This is a genomic window from Polaromonas sp., from assembly GCF_039932935.1.
Classification (GTDB): domain Bacteria; phylum Pseudomonadota; class Gammaproteobacteria; order Burkholderiales; family Burkholderiaceae_C; genus Polaromonas.
The window spans coordinates 29,972-46,637 of sequence record NZ_JBDTPB010000053.1 but is presented as its reverse complement, the minus strand read 5'-3'; the positions used below and the strand labels follow the sequence as shown (position 1 = coordinate 46,637).

Annotated in this window: 12 protein-coding genes; 3 read left to right on the top strand and 9 right to left on the bottom strand. The window is 61.0% G+C overall.

From position 1 onward, the window contains the following. Nucleotides 1-17 precede the first annotated feature (17 nt). Nucleotides 18-614, top strand: a complete 597-nt coding sequence (locus ABI546_RS10225) for a nitroreductase family protein (protein WP_348046486.1) — start codon at nt 18-20, stop codon at nt 612-614. A gap of 120 nt (nt 615-734) precedes the next feature. Here the strand turns inward: ABI546_RS10225 and ABI546_RS10220 are convergent, their stop codons facing one another. From ABI546_RS10220 to ABI546_RS10180, 9 genes are all read right to left on the bottom strand, one after another. Further along, nucleotides 735-1,964: an ABC transporter substrate-binding protein gene (locus ABI546_RS10220; RefSeq protein ID WP_348046485.1), complete on the bottom strand. Its 1,230-nt coding sequence runs from the start codon at nt 1,962-1,964 to the stop codon at nt 735-737. 68 nt (nt 1,965-2,032) lie between these two features. Then, entirely contained in the window at nt 2,033-3,370 is a 1,338-nt protein-coding gene (locus tag ABI546_RS10215; protein ID WP_348046484.1) for a D-amino acid dehydrogenase, read from the bottom strand. After that, complete coding sequence (gene alr, locus ABI546_RS10210; protein WP_348046483.1) at nt 3,367-4,494, bottom strand: alanine racemase; 1,128 nt, start codon at nt 4,492-4,494, stop codon at nt 3,367-3,369. The genes ABI546_RS10215 and alr overlap by 4 nt, the downstream gene beginning before the upstream one ends. Continuing rightward, on the bottom strand, nt 4,491-5,489 hold the full coding sequence (locus ABI546_RS10205) for a YCF48-related protein (RefSeq protein WP_348046482.1): 999 nt from the start codon (nt 5,487-5,489) through the stop codon (nt 4,491-4,493). Before ABI546_RS10205 ends, alr begins: the two co-directional genes overlap by 4 nt. A 22-nt stretch (nt 5,490-5,511) precedes the next feature. After that, complete coding sequence (locus tag ABI546_RS10200) at nt 5,512-7,857, bottom strand: efflux RND transporter permease subunit (RefSeq protein WP_348046481.1); 2,346 nt, start codon at nt 7,855-7,857, stop codon at nt 5,512-5,514. Nucleotides 7,858-8,084: 227 nt separating this feature from the next. Then, nucleotides 8,085-9,734: a DUF1302 domain-containing protein gene (locus ABI546_RS10195; RefSeq protein ID WP_348046502.1), complete on the bottom strand. Its 1,650-nt coding sequence runs from the start codon at nt 9,732-9,734 to the stop codon at nt 8,085-8,087. 41 nt (nt 9,735-9,775) lie between these two features. After that, nucleotides 9,776-11,179 carry a DUF1329 domain-containing protein gene (locus ABI546_RS10190; RefSeq protein ID WP_348046480.1) on the bottom strand — a complete coding sequence of 468 codons (1,404 nt, stop codon included), beginning with the start codon at nt 11,177-11,179 and terminating at the stop codon, nt 9,776-9,778. Nucleotides 11,180-11,453: 274 nt separating this feature from the next. Next, on the bottom strand, nt 11,454-12,074 hold the full coding sequence (locus tag ABI546_RS10185; protein WP_348046479.1) for a cytochrome b: 621 nt from the start codon (nt 12,072-12,074) through the stop codon (nt 11,454-11,456). Between the two features lie 39 nt (nt 12,075-12,113). Beyond that, a complete protein-coding gene (locus tag ABI546_RS10180; protein ID WP_348046478.1) occupies nt 12,114-13,565 on the bottom strand; it encodes an aldehyde dehydrogenase family protein in 1,452 nt (483 codons plus the stop codon). A 397-nt stretch (nt 13,566-13,962) separates the two neighbouring features. Between ABI546_RS10180 and ABI546_RS10175 the strand changes: the two genes are divergently transcribed. Then, on the top strand, nt 13,963-14,931 hold the full coding sequence (locus tag ABI546_RS10175; protein WP_348046477.1) for a helix-turn-helix domain-containing protein: 969 nt from the start codon (nt 13,963-13,965) through the stop codon (nt 14,929-14,931). 265 nt (nt 14,932-15,196) lie between these two features. After that, on the top strand, nt 15,197-16,666 hold the full coding sequence (locus ABI546_RS10170) for an APC family permease (protein ID WP_348046476.1): 1,470 nt from the start codon (nt 15,197-15,199) through the stop codon (nt 16,664-16,666).

Here is a 16,666-nt window from a genome sequence, read left to right as displayed (position 1 = left end):
CTGGAAAACTGGAAAACATGACAGAAGCACGCAAACCCGATCATCCCATCAATACCCTTTTCACCGACCGCTGGTCGCCGCGCGCCTTCACGGGCGAGGCCATTCCCGAGGCCGCTTTGCTGAGCACGCTCGAGGCCGCCCGGTGGGCGCCTTCGGCTTACAACGCGCAGCCTTGGCGTTTCATCTACGCGCGGCGCGACACAGCAAGTTGGCTGCCGATCTTTGATACGCTGGTGGAATTCAATCAGGGCTGGGCACAGCGCGCGGCCGCTCTGGTGGTCATCGTCTCCGCCAAACAAGCGGTGTTCCCAGGCGCGGCGAGCGCCGCGCCAAACTCGTGGCATTCCTTCGACTCTGGAGCGGCCTGGGCGAGCATCGCATTCCAAGCCACGCTTTCAGGCTGGTCGGCGCACGGGATGGCTGGTTTCGACGCGGACAAGTTGAGACAAGTAGCGGTCATTCCGGACGACTATGCGATCGAAACGGTGGTGGCAATCGGCAAGCGGGGCGACAAAGGCATTCTTTCTGAAGGACTGCAGGCGCGCGAGATGCCCAATGGACGCCTGCCTCTGACGAAGCTGGCAGCAGAGGGGCGATTCAACTTCGGCGCCTGAGGGCTGCACGGGGCCGGCCGCCCTTCAGGGGCCTGCGCTGCAAGGCCTGTCTGGCGCGTAAACCTGCAACCGCGCGGCGGCTTCCCGATTTTCTTCATATGCGGGCGGAGAGGGTCACCATCACCGGGTGATCTTCCCTTCGAACCCGATATACACGATGTCTGTGTACTGGGAGCCCGGCCTGGTGCGATCATTCAGGTCAATCTCGAAGCCTCCCAGATTGACTCGACCCGTGCTTCTCATGGCCTGGAGTATGGCTGCGCGGTTTGAGGTCACGGGTTTCCTGCGCAGGACTTCTCCGAGCAGCAACGATGCCATGCATCCTTCCAGTTCCGCATAGGTTCGTTCACCCGGGATGCCGCGCATGGCGGAGTGGAAGGCGAGGACGACCGGGATCCGCGTGTCCCGAGGCAGGGGGACTACCTGGCTCATCGCAAAGCCGCGCGCACGTGCACCCAGCTCAATCAGCTCGGCCTGGCTTGCGGCGGATGAAAGACCGTATATCTGAAGCAGATTCAAGCCGCTGCTCGAAGCGGCCGTCAGCGACTGCAGCAGGGCGATGGTGGCGCGGCCCGATGTGGCCAACAACACGGCCTGTGCTTTGGCTTTCGATACCGATTGCGCGACGGTGGCGGCGTCACTGCCGTCCGGCTTTGCCGCAATCAGCGCGATAGCCGCGACGTTGGTGCCTCCCAGGCCTTCCTCCAAGGCCGTGAGGGCGGCACGTCCGGCGGGGTCGGAGCTATGCACTATCACGACACGATTCATGCCCAGCGATGCGACATGCAAGGCAAGCCGCTCAGCTTCTGCACTCTGATTCGCTGTGAGGAAGTACGCGGTGTCGTAGCGGCGTGTCCGGTTCTCGATGTCACCGCCGTACGGGCCAAGCACCGCCATTCCCTGTGCATTCGCCCAGTCGAGCACCGCCGCATTCACCGAAGGGCCCATCGACCCGAAAAAAGCCACGGCGCCCTCCCGGTCGACGAGCTCCTGCGCCTGTTTGACTGCAAGCGCGGGGTCGTTACGGTCGTCCCGCGTCACGATCTTGAGAGATTGGCCCCGGATGCCGCCTTGAGCATTTATCCAATCGGCGCAGGCTTGCCGTCCCCGCAGTAAATCCTGGGCGACTCTGGGCGACGGTCCTGTGAGCGACAGCGTTTGGCCCACAACGATGGATTCGGCGTGAACGGATGCCGGGGCAATCCATGCGAACAGGACATAGGCGGCCGCCACGAGCACGGCATACCGTGCCGCCGCGAGGTGCCGATTGCGCCTTGGATCGAATCCATTGCCCGGCTCGTCAAGGGCCTCCGCGGACGTTGAGGGTCGCCGAACCTGGGCGTGGGCCACGGTGGACTGCGGCCGTGGCTCACCGGGAACCGCTGTCCAGGAAGATGTGCGGGCTTGGGGACAGGTAGTCATGATCGCCCGTCGGTTCCGCCGGATTTAGGCTGAAAACCCGGGAGCGAATGCACACGGGAGGGCGCTGCGCCGGTCGTACTGCCTGCATAACGCTCGAAGGTCAGGCCTTCGGTGTCGATTTCCGGTGTGCGGCCGGACATCCAGTCGGCCAGCAGCTTGGCGGTGCCTGCGGCCATGGTCCATCCCAGCGTTCCGTGGCCCGTTGCGAGCCAGAGATTTCCGACAGGACTCGGCCCCACGATCGGCGTGCCGTCGGGCGTCATCGGTCGCAGCCCGGCCCAGAAATCTGCCCTGGCCACGTCTCCGCCTTTTGGAAACAGGTCACTGACGACATGTTCGAGCGTGCGCCGGCGGGCTTCAGGCAGGCCCAGGTCGAAACCAGAAAGCTGGGCAGTGCCTCCCACCCGGATGCGATCACCAAGACGCGTTATCGCAACCTTGTGCGTCTCGTCCATGATCGTCGAGTCGGGGGCCATGGAGGCATCGGTGATGGGAACGGTTATCGAATATCCCTTGACCGGATAAACCGGGATCTGCAGGCCCAGGGGTTGCAGCATGGCCGTGGAGTAGCTGCCAAGCGCCAACAGATAGCGGTCCGCGATGACCGGGCCATGCTGGGTCTGTACGGACGTTATGCCGTGCGAGTCGCCCCTCAAGCTGTCGATGCGGACGCCGAACTTGAACTGCGCACCCAACTCCTGCGCCATGGCCGCCATCGCGTTCGTGAACTTGTAGCAGTCGCCGGTCTCATCCCCCGGCAACCGTAGTGCGCCCACGAATTTATGTTTGACCTCTGCCAATGCCGGTTCGTATCGCAGATAACCTTCGCGGTCGAGCACTTCATAGGGCACGCCATACTGGCTCAGGATTTCGATGTCTTTGCCCGTGCCGTCGAGTTGTTTTTGTGTGCGGAATAACTGCAGCGTCCCCTGTAGGCGCTGGTCGTACTGGATGCCCGTTTCGGCGCGGAGGTCTTTCATGCAGTCACGGCTGTACTCGGCCAATCGCACCATGCGGGCTTTGTTGACGCGGTAGCGTCCTTCGGTGCAGTTGCGTAGCATCTGCGCGCCCCAGCGCCACATGGCTGCGTCGAGCATGGGCTTGACGACGAGCGGGCTGTGGTGCATCAAAAGCCACTTGATGGCCTTGATCGGAACGCCGGGGCCGGCCCACGGCGCCGAGTAGCCAGGCGACACTTCACCGGCATTGGCGAAACTGGTCTCCAGCGCTGGGCCGGCTTGCCGCTCCAGGACCGTGACCTGATGGCCTGCGCGAGCCAGGTAATAGGCGGCGGTGGTCCCGATGACCCCGCTGCCGAGAATTGCAATTTTCATGTGTGACCCAGGTAGTGCCGATGGTATCGAGCGCCAAGGCTCGTCAGGATTTCATAAGCGTTGGTGCCGGCTTGCTGTGCCAGGACATTGACGTCCTGGATTTCGTCAATCACGTCGAAGAGCGTTCCCGGCACGAGGCGGTCGGACGCGATTTTTGTTACGTCGACCGTTACGGTGTCCATTGAAACCCGGCCCACCAGGGGCAATGCCATGCCGTCAAACCGCAGCAATGCCCGATTGCTTGCGCTGCGTAAATACCCGTCCGCATATCCGATAGACACTGTCGCAATGCGCGTCGGGCGGACAGCGTGCCAAGTATGGTTGTAGCCGACCGCTTCGCCCTCGTCAATGTCATGCCACTGAATCAGGCGCGCTTGAACCCTGACCACCGGGCGCATGGGGTTGGGCTGTCCGGTCGTCGGTGCCACACCATAGAGCGCGGCACCCGGCCGAGCCAGGTCAAAGTGGAACGCTCCGCCCAGGAAGATGCCCGACGAGTTGGCAAGGCAGCCGAAGACGGTAGAAGGGAAAAGTGTTCGCAGCGAGTGGAATCGTTGCAATTGCAGCTGGTTGATCGGATCACCTGGGTCTTCGGCGCTGACAAGATGGCTAATTACCAGTGTCGGCCTGATGCCTGCTAGACGATCTTTGGTTTCGAAAAGACGCGTGAACTCCAGCAGGGGAAGTCCCAGCCGAGTCATTCCCGTATCGCCCTGGATCGCTGCGGGCAGGCTGGTGCCGTGCCTACGCGCCAGTGTCTGCCAGCGCTCGATCTGGTCCCGGCTGTTGAGCACCGGCACCAGCCCGTGTTCGAGACAGGCGGCTTCGGCGCCCGGTAAAGGCCCATGCAGCACATGCACGCGTGCGTCCAACGGCCACTCCTGCTTTAGCGATTCGCGCAAACGAACGCCCTCGTCGACAAGTGCGACGAAGAATTCCCTGCAACCGGCCTGCAGCAGTGCGCGCACTACGGGCACTGCTCCCAGGCCATAAGCGTCCGCCTTCACGACCGCGCCGCATCTGGACGGCGCCACACGATCCGACAAAAGCTTCCAGTTGGCGACGATGGCGCCAAGATCGATGGTAAGAACGGCTGCCGCGTGTTCCATGGCGATCGTTTTCACTTTTCCGTGGGATTGTTTGTCGCGACGCCTTGCCGCGAGTACAGAATGGGCTGGCCCTTGTCGTCGAGTGTCAGAGTCGTCAATGGCAGGTGGTCGGATCGCACATGCGCGGTAAAGGTCGACCCTGCGTCATCGCTGTCCAACATCAAGCCGTCGAGACCCACCGCCACAACGTGAGCGGCGGACGCGGCCAGCGACGTGATGGAGGACTTGCTGCCGGTCTCGATTCGTTCCCAGCTTCGGCCGTCGTTGCCGCTGCGGTAGAGTGAGCCCCGCATGCCTGCGACCAACAAGGTTCCGTCCTGGGTGGCAGTCCCCGTCCAGAAGGATCCCTTGTATCCGGTGGTCAGGTAGTTCCAGCGTTGTCCCTGGTCATCCGAGCGCAGCACCATTCCTTTTTCGGCCGCCGCGAATATGCGGCCGCGCTGGTCCACGAACAGACCCAGAAGATTCAAATCGGCCTTCTTGGCGCCCTCGGGGATCGGCATTTTTACGGTCTGCCAGGTGATGCCTCCATCATGGGTGGTCACCACCAGCGACCACAAGCCGACCGCGACGCCGTGTGCGGCATCAAAAAAGTGCACGGCAAACAAAGGCCGGTCTTCGCGTACGTCGCTGCGCTGGACTACCCAGGTCTCGCCGCCATCGGTGGTGTGGATGATGACGCCGGCATGGCCTGCCGCCCAACCCTGCCGAGCATCGACAAAACTCACCGAAGTAAGCGTGCTGTCCACGGGAACGGACTTGGCCTGCCGGTGCGTCTTGCCGCCGTCGTCGGATAACAGCACCACCCCATGATCTCCGACCGCCACAAACCGGGGTCCGGCGCGTGTGCTGGCCAGCAGCATCGCCTGGGTCGCATGGTGCGCAAGCCGGGCGGGGGCGAGGATGGGCGTTGTCGCTGCTGCGGTTGCTGGAGTGGGCTGAGCGATACCGGCGGCGGGCGAGCCTAGCGATCCGGCGAGCAGAAGAATGAGGAAGGTATTTTTTCTCATGGCAGAAAATATCTCAATGATCTCAATGGTTCTGAAGCCCGGTGGCCACGACGGGTTTGCGGCGGGGAAACAGCCGCTCCAGCCAGACAGCAATCGCCGGCAGTGCGGTCATCGCCATCACCATGTTCACCATAAACATAAACGCCAGCAGCTTGCCCATGTCGGCCTGGAACTTCAGCTGCGAGAACGACCAAGTTGCGACACCGATAGCCAGTGTGATGGCGGTGAAGATCGTCGCGGTCCCGACCTCGAGAATTGCGTTCTCGACCGCTTTTCCGATGGGCTGCCCGTTAGCCATGTGGACCAGCAGGCGGTTGTAGATATAGAAAGCATAGTCAACGCCTATGCCAACCGCCAGCACCATCACCGGCAGCGTCGCCACCGTCAGCCCGATCTGAAGCTCCTTCATGAACCAGTAGCCGATGAAAGTGCCCACTGTCAACGGCAGGCAACAGGCGACCACCGCGCGCAGATCCCGGTACACCAGGAAAACAAGTACGACGATGGCGGCATAGACATACAGCATCATCGGCAGTTCGCTTTTTTCGACCTCATCGTCGATGGCCGCCAGAACGCCGGCGTTTCCAGAGGCGAGGCGGATCTTGACGCCGGCCAGTGTGTCGTTGCTGCGGAACTGTTTCGCGGCATCGATGACCCGCTGGATGGTGGTTGCCTTGTGGTCGGTGAGAAACAGGTGCACCGCCGTCATGCTGCAGTCCTTGCGCATGGTTCCTCGAATGCGGCCGATTTCGGTGGATAGCGCGGCATAGTTTCCCGGGTCCAGCGGCACCACGTTCATTTTCGGATTGCCTTCGTTGTAGCCCTCGTTGTACAGGCGCAGTTGCCCCGAATACGAGGCCACCGACAGCACCCCTTCGACGGGCTGCATCGCCCAGGTGAAACGGTCCTGGTACAGGGCGATGTTGACGTTGTCGCAGCTGTTGGGCGGCGCTTCGAAGATCACCGTCAGCCAGTCGAGGCCGGTGTCATAGTTGCTGGAGATCGCCACGGCATCGCGGTTGAAGCGCGAATCTTCCCGCAACTCGGGAGCGCCCGGCTGCAGCGTGCCAACCACGCGATCACGGCTTTGCCAGACCGCGGTGGCGAACACGACCGCGGTCACCATCAGAATGATCAGTGCGTTACGCGGATCCGCCACTTTGGCCAGCGTGCGCAGCCAATCGGAGCGTTTCTCCCGTTGCGCCAGGGCTGCGTCCGCGTAGCGCTTGCCGATGCTGAAATAAGAGGCTGCTATCGGAAGCATTACCAGGTTAGTGACGATTTTGTAGGCAACGCCCAGCGAGGCGGTGATCGCCAGTTCGCGCACCATCGGGATCGGAATCATCAATAGGGTGACGAAGGAGACAAACGCGGTCACGAGCGCAAGGACGCCGGGGATAAGGAGTCCGGTGAAGCTGTCGCGACAGGCGTCATAGTTGGAGTGGCCGAGCGAGATTTGCCGGACGATGAAGTTGATCTGCTGCACGCCGTGCGAAACACCGATGGCAAATACCAGGAATGGCACCAGAACGCCCAGCGGGTCGAGCCCAAAGCCGAGTAGCCGCAGCGTGCCGAATTGCCAGACCAAGGAAGTGAGTGAGCAAGCTATGGGCAGCAGGGTGAAGCGCAGAGAACGGCAGTACCAAAAAACGGCGATTGCCGTGAGCAGCAGCGCCACCGCGCAGAACTTCAGCACCGAACGCGCGCCGTCCGCGATGTCGCCGATCTGCTTGGCGAAACCGATGATCTGGATCTCGAAATTTTCATCCTCGAACTTCGCGCGGATTTTCTCTTCGAGGATGCGGTTATAGGCGACATAGTCGAGCTTGGTGTTGTCGGCATCGAACTCCAGGAGCTCGGCGGTGATCATCGCGCTGGTCTCGTCGCGCGAGACCAGCGTTCCCACGAAGCCGCCTTGCGAAGCGGCTCGGCGCACATTGGCGATGGCGTCCTCGGTGAGCTGCTCGGGCGTGATGGTGCTGTCGATCAGGGGATCGGCGCGAAAGCCTTCTTCGGTGATCTCGTTGACGAAGCTGTTGGGTGTCCAGACCGACTGAACGCCGAGCCGCTCCACGTTGGGCAGGTAGGTGACGGCCTGCGTCACCTCATAGACACGCTTGAGCGCCCTGGCGTTCCAGATGCTGCCGCGCCGGGCCTTCACGACGATGTTCAGCCTGTTGGCTCCGAGCACGTCGTTGCGGTATTCCTTGAAGGTTTCGATGTACTCGTGCCCAACGGGCATCTGTTTTTCGAACCCTGCGTCCATGCGCAGCTGAACCGCGAACCATGCCATGGCGAGTGTGAAAATGCCGAGTGCGACAAGAAGCCTGCCCCGGTAGCGGAAGACGAGCTGTTCAACGCGTTGCACGGCGCGGGTGATGGATGAACTGGAGGCAGGTACGGGGGCGGAATCAGACACGGGCGACTTTCAGCATGCATTCGGGAGGGGTGATCTACGCTCGGTGCGGCCTTGGGCGCCCGATGGTGGGTCGGGTGTTCCCCGATGGAGCGACGTGGGCAATCGGGTAGGCAGGAGGGTGGCCGCATGAAGCCAAGGGGCTGCGCTGGCGCGTGGCCTCTTGGGCTCTGCTTACATCAGAAATTTCGGGACAGGGTGATTCCGAGGTAGTTGCGATCACGCAGAGGTTGATCCAAGGCGTTTTTTCCCCCGAAGAAGGCCGTGTAGTTGATCGCCCCTTGCCATTTCGTCGGGTTCTGCAGGAAGCTGATGATCAGGTTGACCGATTTGGCTCCCTCCATGAACTGGCCGGCGCCATTCGGGGTACGGCCCTTGACTGCCTGGAAGTAATAGATCTCCGGGACCACTTGCCAGCCGGGAATGATGGTGCCGTCATAAACCCAGCTGAAATCGACGTTATAGCCCCACGAAGTCTTCGAGCCCGTGACGGTCGGTGTACCGGCCGCGTCGAATTCCTGTCCCCAGCCCCAACCGCCGGCGGCGACTGGATCGACCCCGTACATCTGCCGCAGCTTGGGGTAGCGCACCACGACAGCTTCAGCACTCAAGGTAGCGGTGTTGGCGCCAAGCAGATTCAGTATTCCCTGGGAATTACTTGGCGTCATGCTGTAGAGGCCGGTCAGATGCCATTGGAATTTCTTCTCGTCTATCCAGCAGTTGCCGTTCTGCGACGAACAGCCGCTGGCGTTCGAGTTGAGTGAAACGGCATCCCTAGGGCGGTAGGACAGTTCGGTGCCGATCGCCCAGTCGCCCAGCGGCAAGTTCGCGCTCACGCCGTAGAGACGGCGATCTTCCGCGAATGCCCAGCCGGCCTGACCGCTGCCGCCGACATTGGTACTGAAGTTGGGGCCTTTGTCCTGGTAGCTCATGGCGTAGACGCCGAGGTTCAGCGATGTTCCCTCGGGTTGGTAGCGCAGCGCTACGCCATACTGGCCGCTGTTCTTGGGCTTGACTTCGACGAGGCCATAGGCGTCATGGCCTTTGCCCAGGCCGTTGGCGGTTGACCAGTAGCTACCTGTGGGCGGCATGTAGTTGCCGTTCCACTTGGCCTGCACGTAGGCTTCGAAGTTCAGTCCGTGTCCCAGTCCGCTGGCGACACTGACCATGGGCGCCGGCAAGAGGACTTCCTTCAGCTGTGTTCCGGGCTGCGAGGCGCGCATCACATCCACGGCATTGGTGCTGTTGATACCGCCCGGAAGGAACAGGCTCTCGCCCCAGTTGATAACCTGGTTGCCGACGCGTACCCGCGCCTGCTGTTCCCCGACCTGAAAGGATTTGCTGACCCAGAAGTCCAGCACCCGAGCCTTGAATCGCAGATCCTTGCGCGCGTCGCCGGCCAGCCCATCCGCGAGGGCGGGAGGGGTCGTGGCGCTCAGGTAGCCGGTCGTGTTGCTTGCCGTGAAGTCTTTCATCCAGTTGACCCGCCCGAGAAACGTAACGTCGGACGGCAGCTTGAGCAGCAGTTCGTGGCTGCCCTTGATATAGGTCGTGAATGCATCGCCCTTGGCGTAATTCAGGTTGCCCTGGTCGCCCAGCAGCGAGGTAGTCGCGAGGCACCCGCTTGGGGCGCCATTGCCGCTGGCGCCCGCGGTGACCTGCGAACACCCCGGAGCTTTGGTGCGAATGCCGGTGCCGACGGTGATTGTCGAATCGAAATTTCCCCGAACATCTTCGGTCTCAAACGTCATCGCCTGCGCGCCGAAGCTGAGCAGTGCGCAGGCGGCCAGCGCGATCGATCGTTTCTGGAATAAGTGGATCTTGTTCATGTGGTTCATCGTGTTCTACCTGGTGTGGTCTTGGGTCTGGTTCAACGCTCGCTGATGGCGCGGAGGTTTTCCGATGTGTAGAAGCCCGCCTTGAACCTGGGGCCAGTGGGCTCGGTGAACCAGCGGATGTCCTTTCCGACGCCGACGGTGTGTGTGTCGAAGACGTAGCGTCCTTCGGCCAGGTTGTTCTGCACCATCGCCATCACGTCGCAGGTTCCGGTTTCATACACCGGGATCAGGAAGCCCTCGCGCATCTTGGCCAGCTTGTTCTGTCCGTCGAAGTCGTCCATCAGCACCGGAGCCCAGCTGTCCTCGTCCAGGTAGACCGTGCGCTTGGGGGCGGAATGACGCATACCGGCTTTCACCGTGGCTTCAACGACCCAGACGCGGTGCAGTTCGTAACGGCGATGGGTCTGCGCGATGAAATCTGGTTTGGCGACATCCTCGAACTTGGCCTTGAAGTCGTGTGCGCCGAACGCGTTGTAGGGAACGTAGATTTCCTTTTTTCCGACCAGCTTCCAGTCGAAGCGATCCAGCGCTCCGTTGAACACGTTCGGCTCATCGAGCGTGTACTGGTTCTCCATTCCGATCTGTGGCGCGTCGTGGGAATAGGTCGGCATGCGCCGCACCCGCCGTTGGCCGGGGAAGTAATAAAAGGTCTCGTTTTCGGCCTGGTTGATGTACTGCGTGATTGCCAGCGCCTGCCCGGCCAGCGCTGCCGGCGCGACATAGGAGAAATACACGAAGAACTCGACCGGCGGATAGGACGAGAGCTGGTTGGAGCCTTTGGCGCCCCACGGGATGAAAAGCGTTTGCTCCGAGTCGGCGCGAATCCACTCGGTGCTGCCGCGCCGCGGTGACACCGCTGTGATGGTGCCCTTGTAGTCGAGACCCACGCCGCGATACCGCATCTTGGAATTCCACATGGCCTCTACGCCCGTAGAGGGAATGGGGAAGGGATAGCCTGGAACCGTTGCCTCTTTAAGGCTCCAGCCGTCGTCGTTGAGTTTCGCCGTATTCACGTTTTTCTTGGTATTGCCGGCCACGAAATCCGGCACGCCGCAGCTCCGGTGGGACGGATAAACGTCCATGCGGTAGTCCTTGCGCTGGTTGATCATTGCCAGCTGGCCGGCGCTCAGCTTGTCGGCATACTTGCTGACGTTGGATGCGTCGATGGTGAAGAGCGGCTTCTCATCTTTGTGTTTCCAGTAGTCCCGCCGCAACTTCCCCCATTCCCAGCCGGGCAGCGGCGCTTCGGCACCTTGCCAGGACGGGATCGTTCCATTTTTGTTGCCTTCTTTTTCGGCGCCGGACGGCGTGAGCTTGTCCAGCTGTGCTGGATCGGCGGCCGAGGTAACGAGGGGGCTGCCCAGCAACTGGATGGCGAGAGCTGCCGTCAAAGTTGCACGTGATAGCTTGGCGAGTTTTGGGTTCTTCATGAGCATGGCTTCTCCGGGTTAGGCTGACTTCAATCGATGACCCTGGCTGATCGCGATGCGGCTGACCCGCAGCACTCGCTCATCCAGGGGACGCATTTGGTTGCAGGTTCAAATCTATTGGCAGGGAACAAATATCAATAGCCCGGATCGGCAAGTTCTTCGTACGGACTTTGATGAGCGATTCGGTCTCTTGCGACGCGCGCATGCGGCGGCCAACCCAGGATGACTGCGGTGCAGTCAACCCTGGGTTGGCGCGTTTTTTCGGCTCGGTGCGGGGCTGTTAATTGCGTGTCGGCAGCATGCGACGCAAGATAGTGTCTCGGCGGACAAAATGATGGAATAGCGCGGCGGCGATGTGGATGCTTACCAGCGCCCAAGCCACCCATTTGCCGAGAAAGCTGTGCACGGTCCACATAAGGTCTTCGAGTTGAAGGGTGGTCAAGCCGAAGCTTGAACGGATCCATTCCGCGAATGCGGTGTCTCGGCAGGCAGGAATCACGAACAGCCCGAAGTTGGTCGGGTCGTAGGTGGTCATATAGCCCGATATCGGCATCAGCAGCAACAAGGCGTACAGTGCCCAGTGCGCGATGTCGGCTGCGCGATTCTCGAGCCTTGAAGCTGATACATGTTGTGGCGTGGTGCCGAAGAGGCGCCAAAGCAGGCGCGGCAGTGCCAGAAAGCCGATCGTGATCCCAAGAATCCAGTGGATGTTGAGGATCGGGACGATGTTCTGCGCGTTCGGCGCTACACCAAAAAGCGGTGGCTTGATGCTCGTCTCCGGATCGACGAACCAGATCACATAGTAGACAACGACATACGACGTGATGAAGGCCGCCGCAGTGAACCAGTGGAAAAGCATTGAGATACCGCCGTAGGCGTCAATAGTGTTTCGCCATTTCATGATCTCTCCCTTTGTTGGTTGGTTGTACGCCCTGATGGATCAGGGCAGAAGCACGGTGACAACTTTTTCTTCGGTGTACGCCAGTGCTCCTGCCAGACCACCCTCGCGCCCGATGCCGCTGGTCTTCAGGCCGCCCCAGGGCAGATTGGCTTCGAGCGGGCTCCAGCAGTTCACGCCGACGGCACCTACTTTCACCGCGGCGGCGACGCGGTGCGCGCGCGCGAGGTCGGTGGTCCACACGGTAGCCGCCAGGCCGTAGACGGAGTCGTTCGCCAGGGCAACGGCTTCTTCCTCGGTATCAAACGCAATGACGGTACCTACAGGCCCGAAAATTTCCTCGCGCGCGATGGTCATGTCGTTCGTGGCATTGACGAAGATCGTGGGCTTCACGAACCATCCCTTTTCCGGATTCGACACACCGCCGGCCAGCAGTTCGGCCCCTTCGTCGAGGCCGAGCTGGATGTAGCGGTTCACGCGCTCGAACTGTGCCTTCTTGGCGACCGGGCCCATCCGCACTCCTGGTGTGCGCGGGTCGCCTACGGTGATCTCGCCTGCGGCTTCGGCCAAGGCCGCGGAGAATCGCTGGGCAATGCTGCGATGAACAAGAATGCGCGACCCAGCGGCGCAGACCTGCCCCTGGTTGACAAACAAGCCCAGCGCGCAACCGCGAACGGCGTCTTCGAAAGACGCGTCGTCGAACACGATCTGCGGGCTCTTGCCGCCAAGCTCCAGCGTCACACGCTTGAAGGTGGCGCCGGCTGTACGCTGGATGGCACGTCCTGCTTCAGGGCTGCCGGTAAAGCTGATCTTGGCGACGTCCGGGTGCTCGCACAGCGCTGCCCCCACCACTTCCCCCAACCCCGTCACCACATTGACCACGCCGTCGGGAAAGCCAGCTTCCTGGCACAACGCAGCGAGGTGCAGAGCTGACTGTGGCGTTTCTTCCGAAGGCTTGATCACGACGGTACAGCCTGCCGCCAGCAGTGCTGCAAGCTTCCAGGTGGTAATCATCAGCGGCGAGTTCCACGGCACGATGGCACCCACCACGCCGATCGGCTCGCGGATCGTGTACGAGAGCGTCTTCATTCCCATGTACCCGCTGGTCGGGATGGTGCGGCCCTCGAGCTGGTTGGCCCAGCCGGCGGCGGCGCGCAGGTTTGCAACGGCGTTGGGTACGTCCATCATGCGCGGCTCCATCGGCGAGCGTCCGATTGCGTGGGCATCCATGTCGGCAAGGAGGTCGGTGTCACGTTCGACAAGGTCCGCCAGTTTGCTCAGCAAGCGGCCGCGTTTTGCGCCGTCGAGCTTGCTCCAGGCGCCGGTGCTCAGCTGAGCGTGCGCGGCTGCAACTGCGCGCTGGACGTCTTCGGTGGTGCCGCGCGCCGCGGTCTCATACTCTTGCTCGTCGACTGGGTTGACGAGGCTCATGCGCCCACCGTTGGAGGCCTCGATGGACGCTCCTTCAATGTAGTGCTTCAGGTACTTGCTCATGGTCATTTCTCTATATGTGCGAGATGGTTCCGACATCTCTACGGGTGTGCACGCCGATCAGCGGCGGTTCCAGGGGGACGGTTTGCTGCCAACCGCGGCAACGCTGCTGAGTTTCCGGGCGCGCGGGGGCACCGCGTTAGCCCAAATCAGCAACTGAAAGACCGGGCCGCGGCATGAACGATTTCAGGCGCGAGATGGCACCCAAATTGCTGTATCGGCTTCGCGACCCCGCTTCGATGGATTAATGCACCGTTATTGTGCAAATTGATCAGTGAGGAAGTGCAGGGTTTACACCCGTATGTTTTTCGAGCTTATTTTTGCAAAATTATTACTAAATGAGAAGTTAGCATTTTTTTCGTTTTGCAATGCCGAGTCACCACGGAGCTTCTTCTGAGCCATGAATCACAGCATCAATCGATTTCACGACGTCCATGTCCATGCGACTGCTGTGCAGGAGTGGAATCAAACGTATAGCCAGATAACGGGGGGTACCCTGGAGAGTTCGCTGATGCAGCTTACCAGTGCGCGGTGCCACTTTTTCCGTGAGCAAATCAACCAGCGTGTCGTGCAGCACGGAGAGGCCCCGCGCGGGAAGGTGTGTTTTGCCGTCCCGATCGCAGTTCCGGGCTCGATCCGCATGCAAGGACGGGAAGCGGATGACAAGAGCATCTTCTTTTTGCGCGGGGGCGAGGAGTTCATGTTCCACATGCCGATGGGGATGGATTTGCTGGCGATCACATTCGACCAGGATTTTTTCGAGCGTGCTTTGGGGGAGACGTTTTGGGCGGATGAGATTGGCAGCCTGCTCAAACAGCCTGTGATCAAGGTGCCGCCGCAGCGGCTCATTGACTCTCGCAGGCGGCTGCTGGCCATGTTCTCCGAGGCACTGATCAATGAGGATCTCGGCGTCACGCCTGAACGAGAGCATGAGTTTGAGCGGGCCATGCTGGATGAAATGCTGCAACTCATGACGGACCCCGCCTGCGACAGAGCCCAGCGGCATGGCAGTTCGACGCACAGCTTCATCGTTGAGAAATGCCATCGCCTCACGATGGCTGACGCGATCCAGGTTCCCAGCGTGGTCGAACTGTGTGAGCGGCTTCAAGTGAGCCGCCGCACGGTGCAGAACAGTTTTCGCACGGTTGCCGAGACGACGCCGGTGAACTACCTGCGATCCGTTCGTCTTAACGGCGTACGCCGGGAGTTGATGTCGACGGGTATGTCCGCGCTGTCAATCGGCGACGCTGCGTTCAAGTGGGGGTTCTTTCATCTCAGCCACTTCGCCGCCGAGTACCAGAACCTGTTCGGTGAACTGCCTTCCCAGACCAAGCGGGCCGATGCAGGCCGGCGGCACTTGAACGACTGAGCCACCAATGGCCAGGCGGTACAGAAGTATCCCGCCGGCATATGCACCCTTGCGACGCCTGCCGGCTCCAACAGGGGGCAGGCGTTCTCAAGGTTGTATCGGGTTTTCTTGCTGCCGGACAGATAAAGCGCGACTATTTGCCGATCCGGGATACCGCCAACGCACTTCCTGTTCCTAGACTGCCGCATACGCTTTGTCGGAGCATGTGGGCATGCACAGCCTGGCGCCCAAGCATCGATAAACACACCCTGTTCAAGGAGAGAAAATGCAGCTGACACCCCCGGTGGCGGATTATTCGCATGAAGCGGCCCAAGCCCGTTCCACCAACTTACGCCGCTCGACGCTCAGCGCTGGTTTCATCACGCTGCTCGTCATATCGGCGGCAAGCCCCCTGAGCGTGGTTGCGGGAGGGTTCCCGATCGGGATCATGTTGGGCAACGGCGCCGGAACGCCCGCGCTGGTGCTCATGGTGCTGGCCCTTTTGCTGATGTTTGCCGCCGGATACACGGCGATAGCCACCTGTGTCACCAGTGCCGGCGGCTTCTATTCCATCGTCGCGCGAGGCCTGGGCGGACGTGCGGGGGGCGCGGCCGCGATGGTGGCGATTCTTGGTTATGTCACCTTGCAGTTTGGGTTGTATGGCCTGCTGGGTGCGGTGGCCTCCGAAGCGCTTCAGGCCCAATTTGGATGGAGTGCACCATGGTGGGCCTGTACCTTGGTCGCCATGGCAACGGTGGCGTACTTCGGGTATCACCAGATCGACTTCTCCGCAAAAATGCTGGCAGGCTTCGTCGTCGCCGAGTACCTGGTTGTCCTGACCCTGGACGTCCTGATACTCAGCCATGGAGGGGCTGATGGCATTAACTTCAATTCCTACACCCCCCAAGCCATCACCAGCGGAAACCCCTTCGTTGGCCTGCTTTTCTGTTTCGCGGCTTTTATCGGCTTCGAGGCAACCACCATCTACAGTGAAGAGGCGAAGGATCCCAAGCGCAGCATTCCAATTGCCACCTATGCCGCGCTCTTGCTGATCGGCTGTTTTTATTCGTTCTCGCTGTGGTGCCTGGTCATCGGCGCCGGCAGCGACAAGGTTGTCGCCGCAGTGACCGCGCTGAGCGACCCGACGAACTTTCTGTACACGCTGTCTGAGGCTTATGCGGGCTCGCAGCTGACCACGGTGTTGAGAGGCATGTTCATCATCAGCATCTATGCGGGACTGGTCGCGTTTCACAACTCGACAGCGCGCTACTTCTATGCGCTGGGGCGTGAGGGCTTGCTTCCGTCCAGGCTCGGGTGGACCCACGCGAAGCACAAAAGTCCGCATGTCGCTTCGCTGCTTCAGACAGCCTTGTGTGTCATTGTGGTGATTGGTTTTGCGGTGGTCAAAGCAGACCCTGTCCTGATGATGTTCTCATGGCTGAGCAATTTGGCCACTGTCTGTGTGCTTGCCCTCATGATTGCCACCGCGCTCGCGGTGATCAGGTTCTTTCGTTCCGGAGCACGTGGTTATGGCAAGTTCAGGATTTTTTGGATGCCTTTGTTTGCCTGTATGGGATTGTGTGCGGTGATGGTGCTCGCCGTTGCGAACTTCCATGTCTTGACCGGGGCGAGCAAGGCGATATCTTTTGCCCTGCTGGGACTGGTGCCGATCGCGGTCGCGGCCGGCTGGTGGGCCGCGAGCCGGCTCAAGCGCCGTGAGCCCGCCCGTTTTGCGGGACTCGGCCAGGATCGATAG

Coding starts and splice junctions, on each gene's coding strand:
- ABI546_RS10225 (WP_348046486.1), top strand. CDS start 18: ATGACAGAAGCACGCAAACCCGATCATCCCATCAATACCCTTTTCACC.
- ABI546_RS10215 (WP_348046484.1), bottom strand. CDS start 3,370: ATGAAAATTGCAATTCTCGGCAGCGGGGTCATCGGGACCACCGCCGCC.
- ABI546_RS10205 (WP_348046482.1), bottom strand. CDS start 5,489: ATGAGAAAAAATACCTTCCTCATTCTTCTGCTCGCCGGATCGCTAGGC.
- ABI546_RS10195 (WP_348046502.1), bottom strand. CDS start 9,734: ATGAACAAGATCCACTTATTCCAGAAACGATCGATCGCGCTGGCCGCC.
- ABI546_RS10190 (WP_348046480.1), bottom strand. CDS start 11,179: ATGCTCATGAAGAACCCAAAACTCGCCAAGCTATCACGTGCAACTTTG.
- ABI546_RS10185 (WP_348046479.1), bottom strand. CDS start 12,074: ATGAAATGGCGAAACACTATTGACGCCTACGGCGGTATCTCAATGCTT.
- ABI546_RS10180 (WP_348046478.1), bottom strand. CDS start 13,565: ATGAGCAAGTACCTGAAGCACTACATTGAAGGAGCGTCCATCGAGGCC.
- ABI546_RS10175 (WP_348046477.1), top strand. CDS start 13,963: ATGAATCACAGCATCAATCGATTTCACGACGTCCATGTCCATGCGACT.
- ABI546_RS10170 (WP_348046476.1), top strand. CDS start 15,197: ATGCAGCTGACACCCCCGGTGGCGGATTATTCGCATGAAGCGGCCCAA.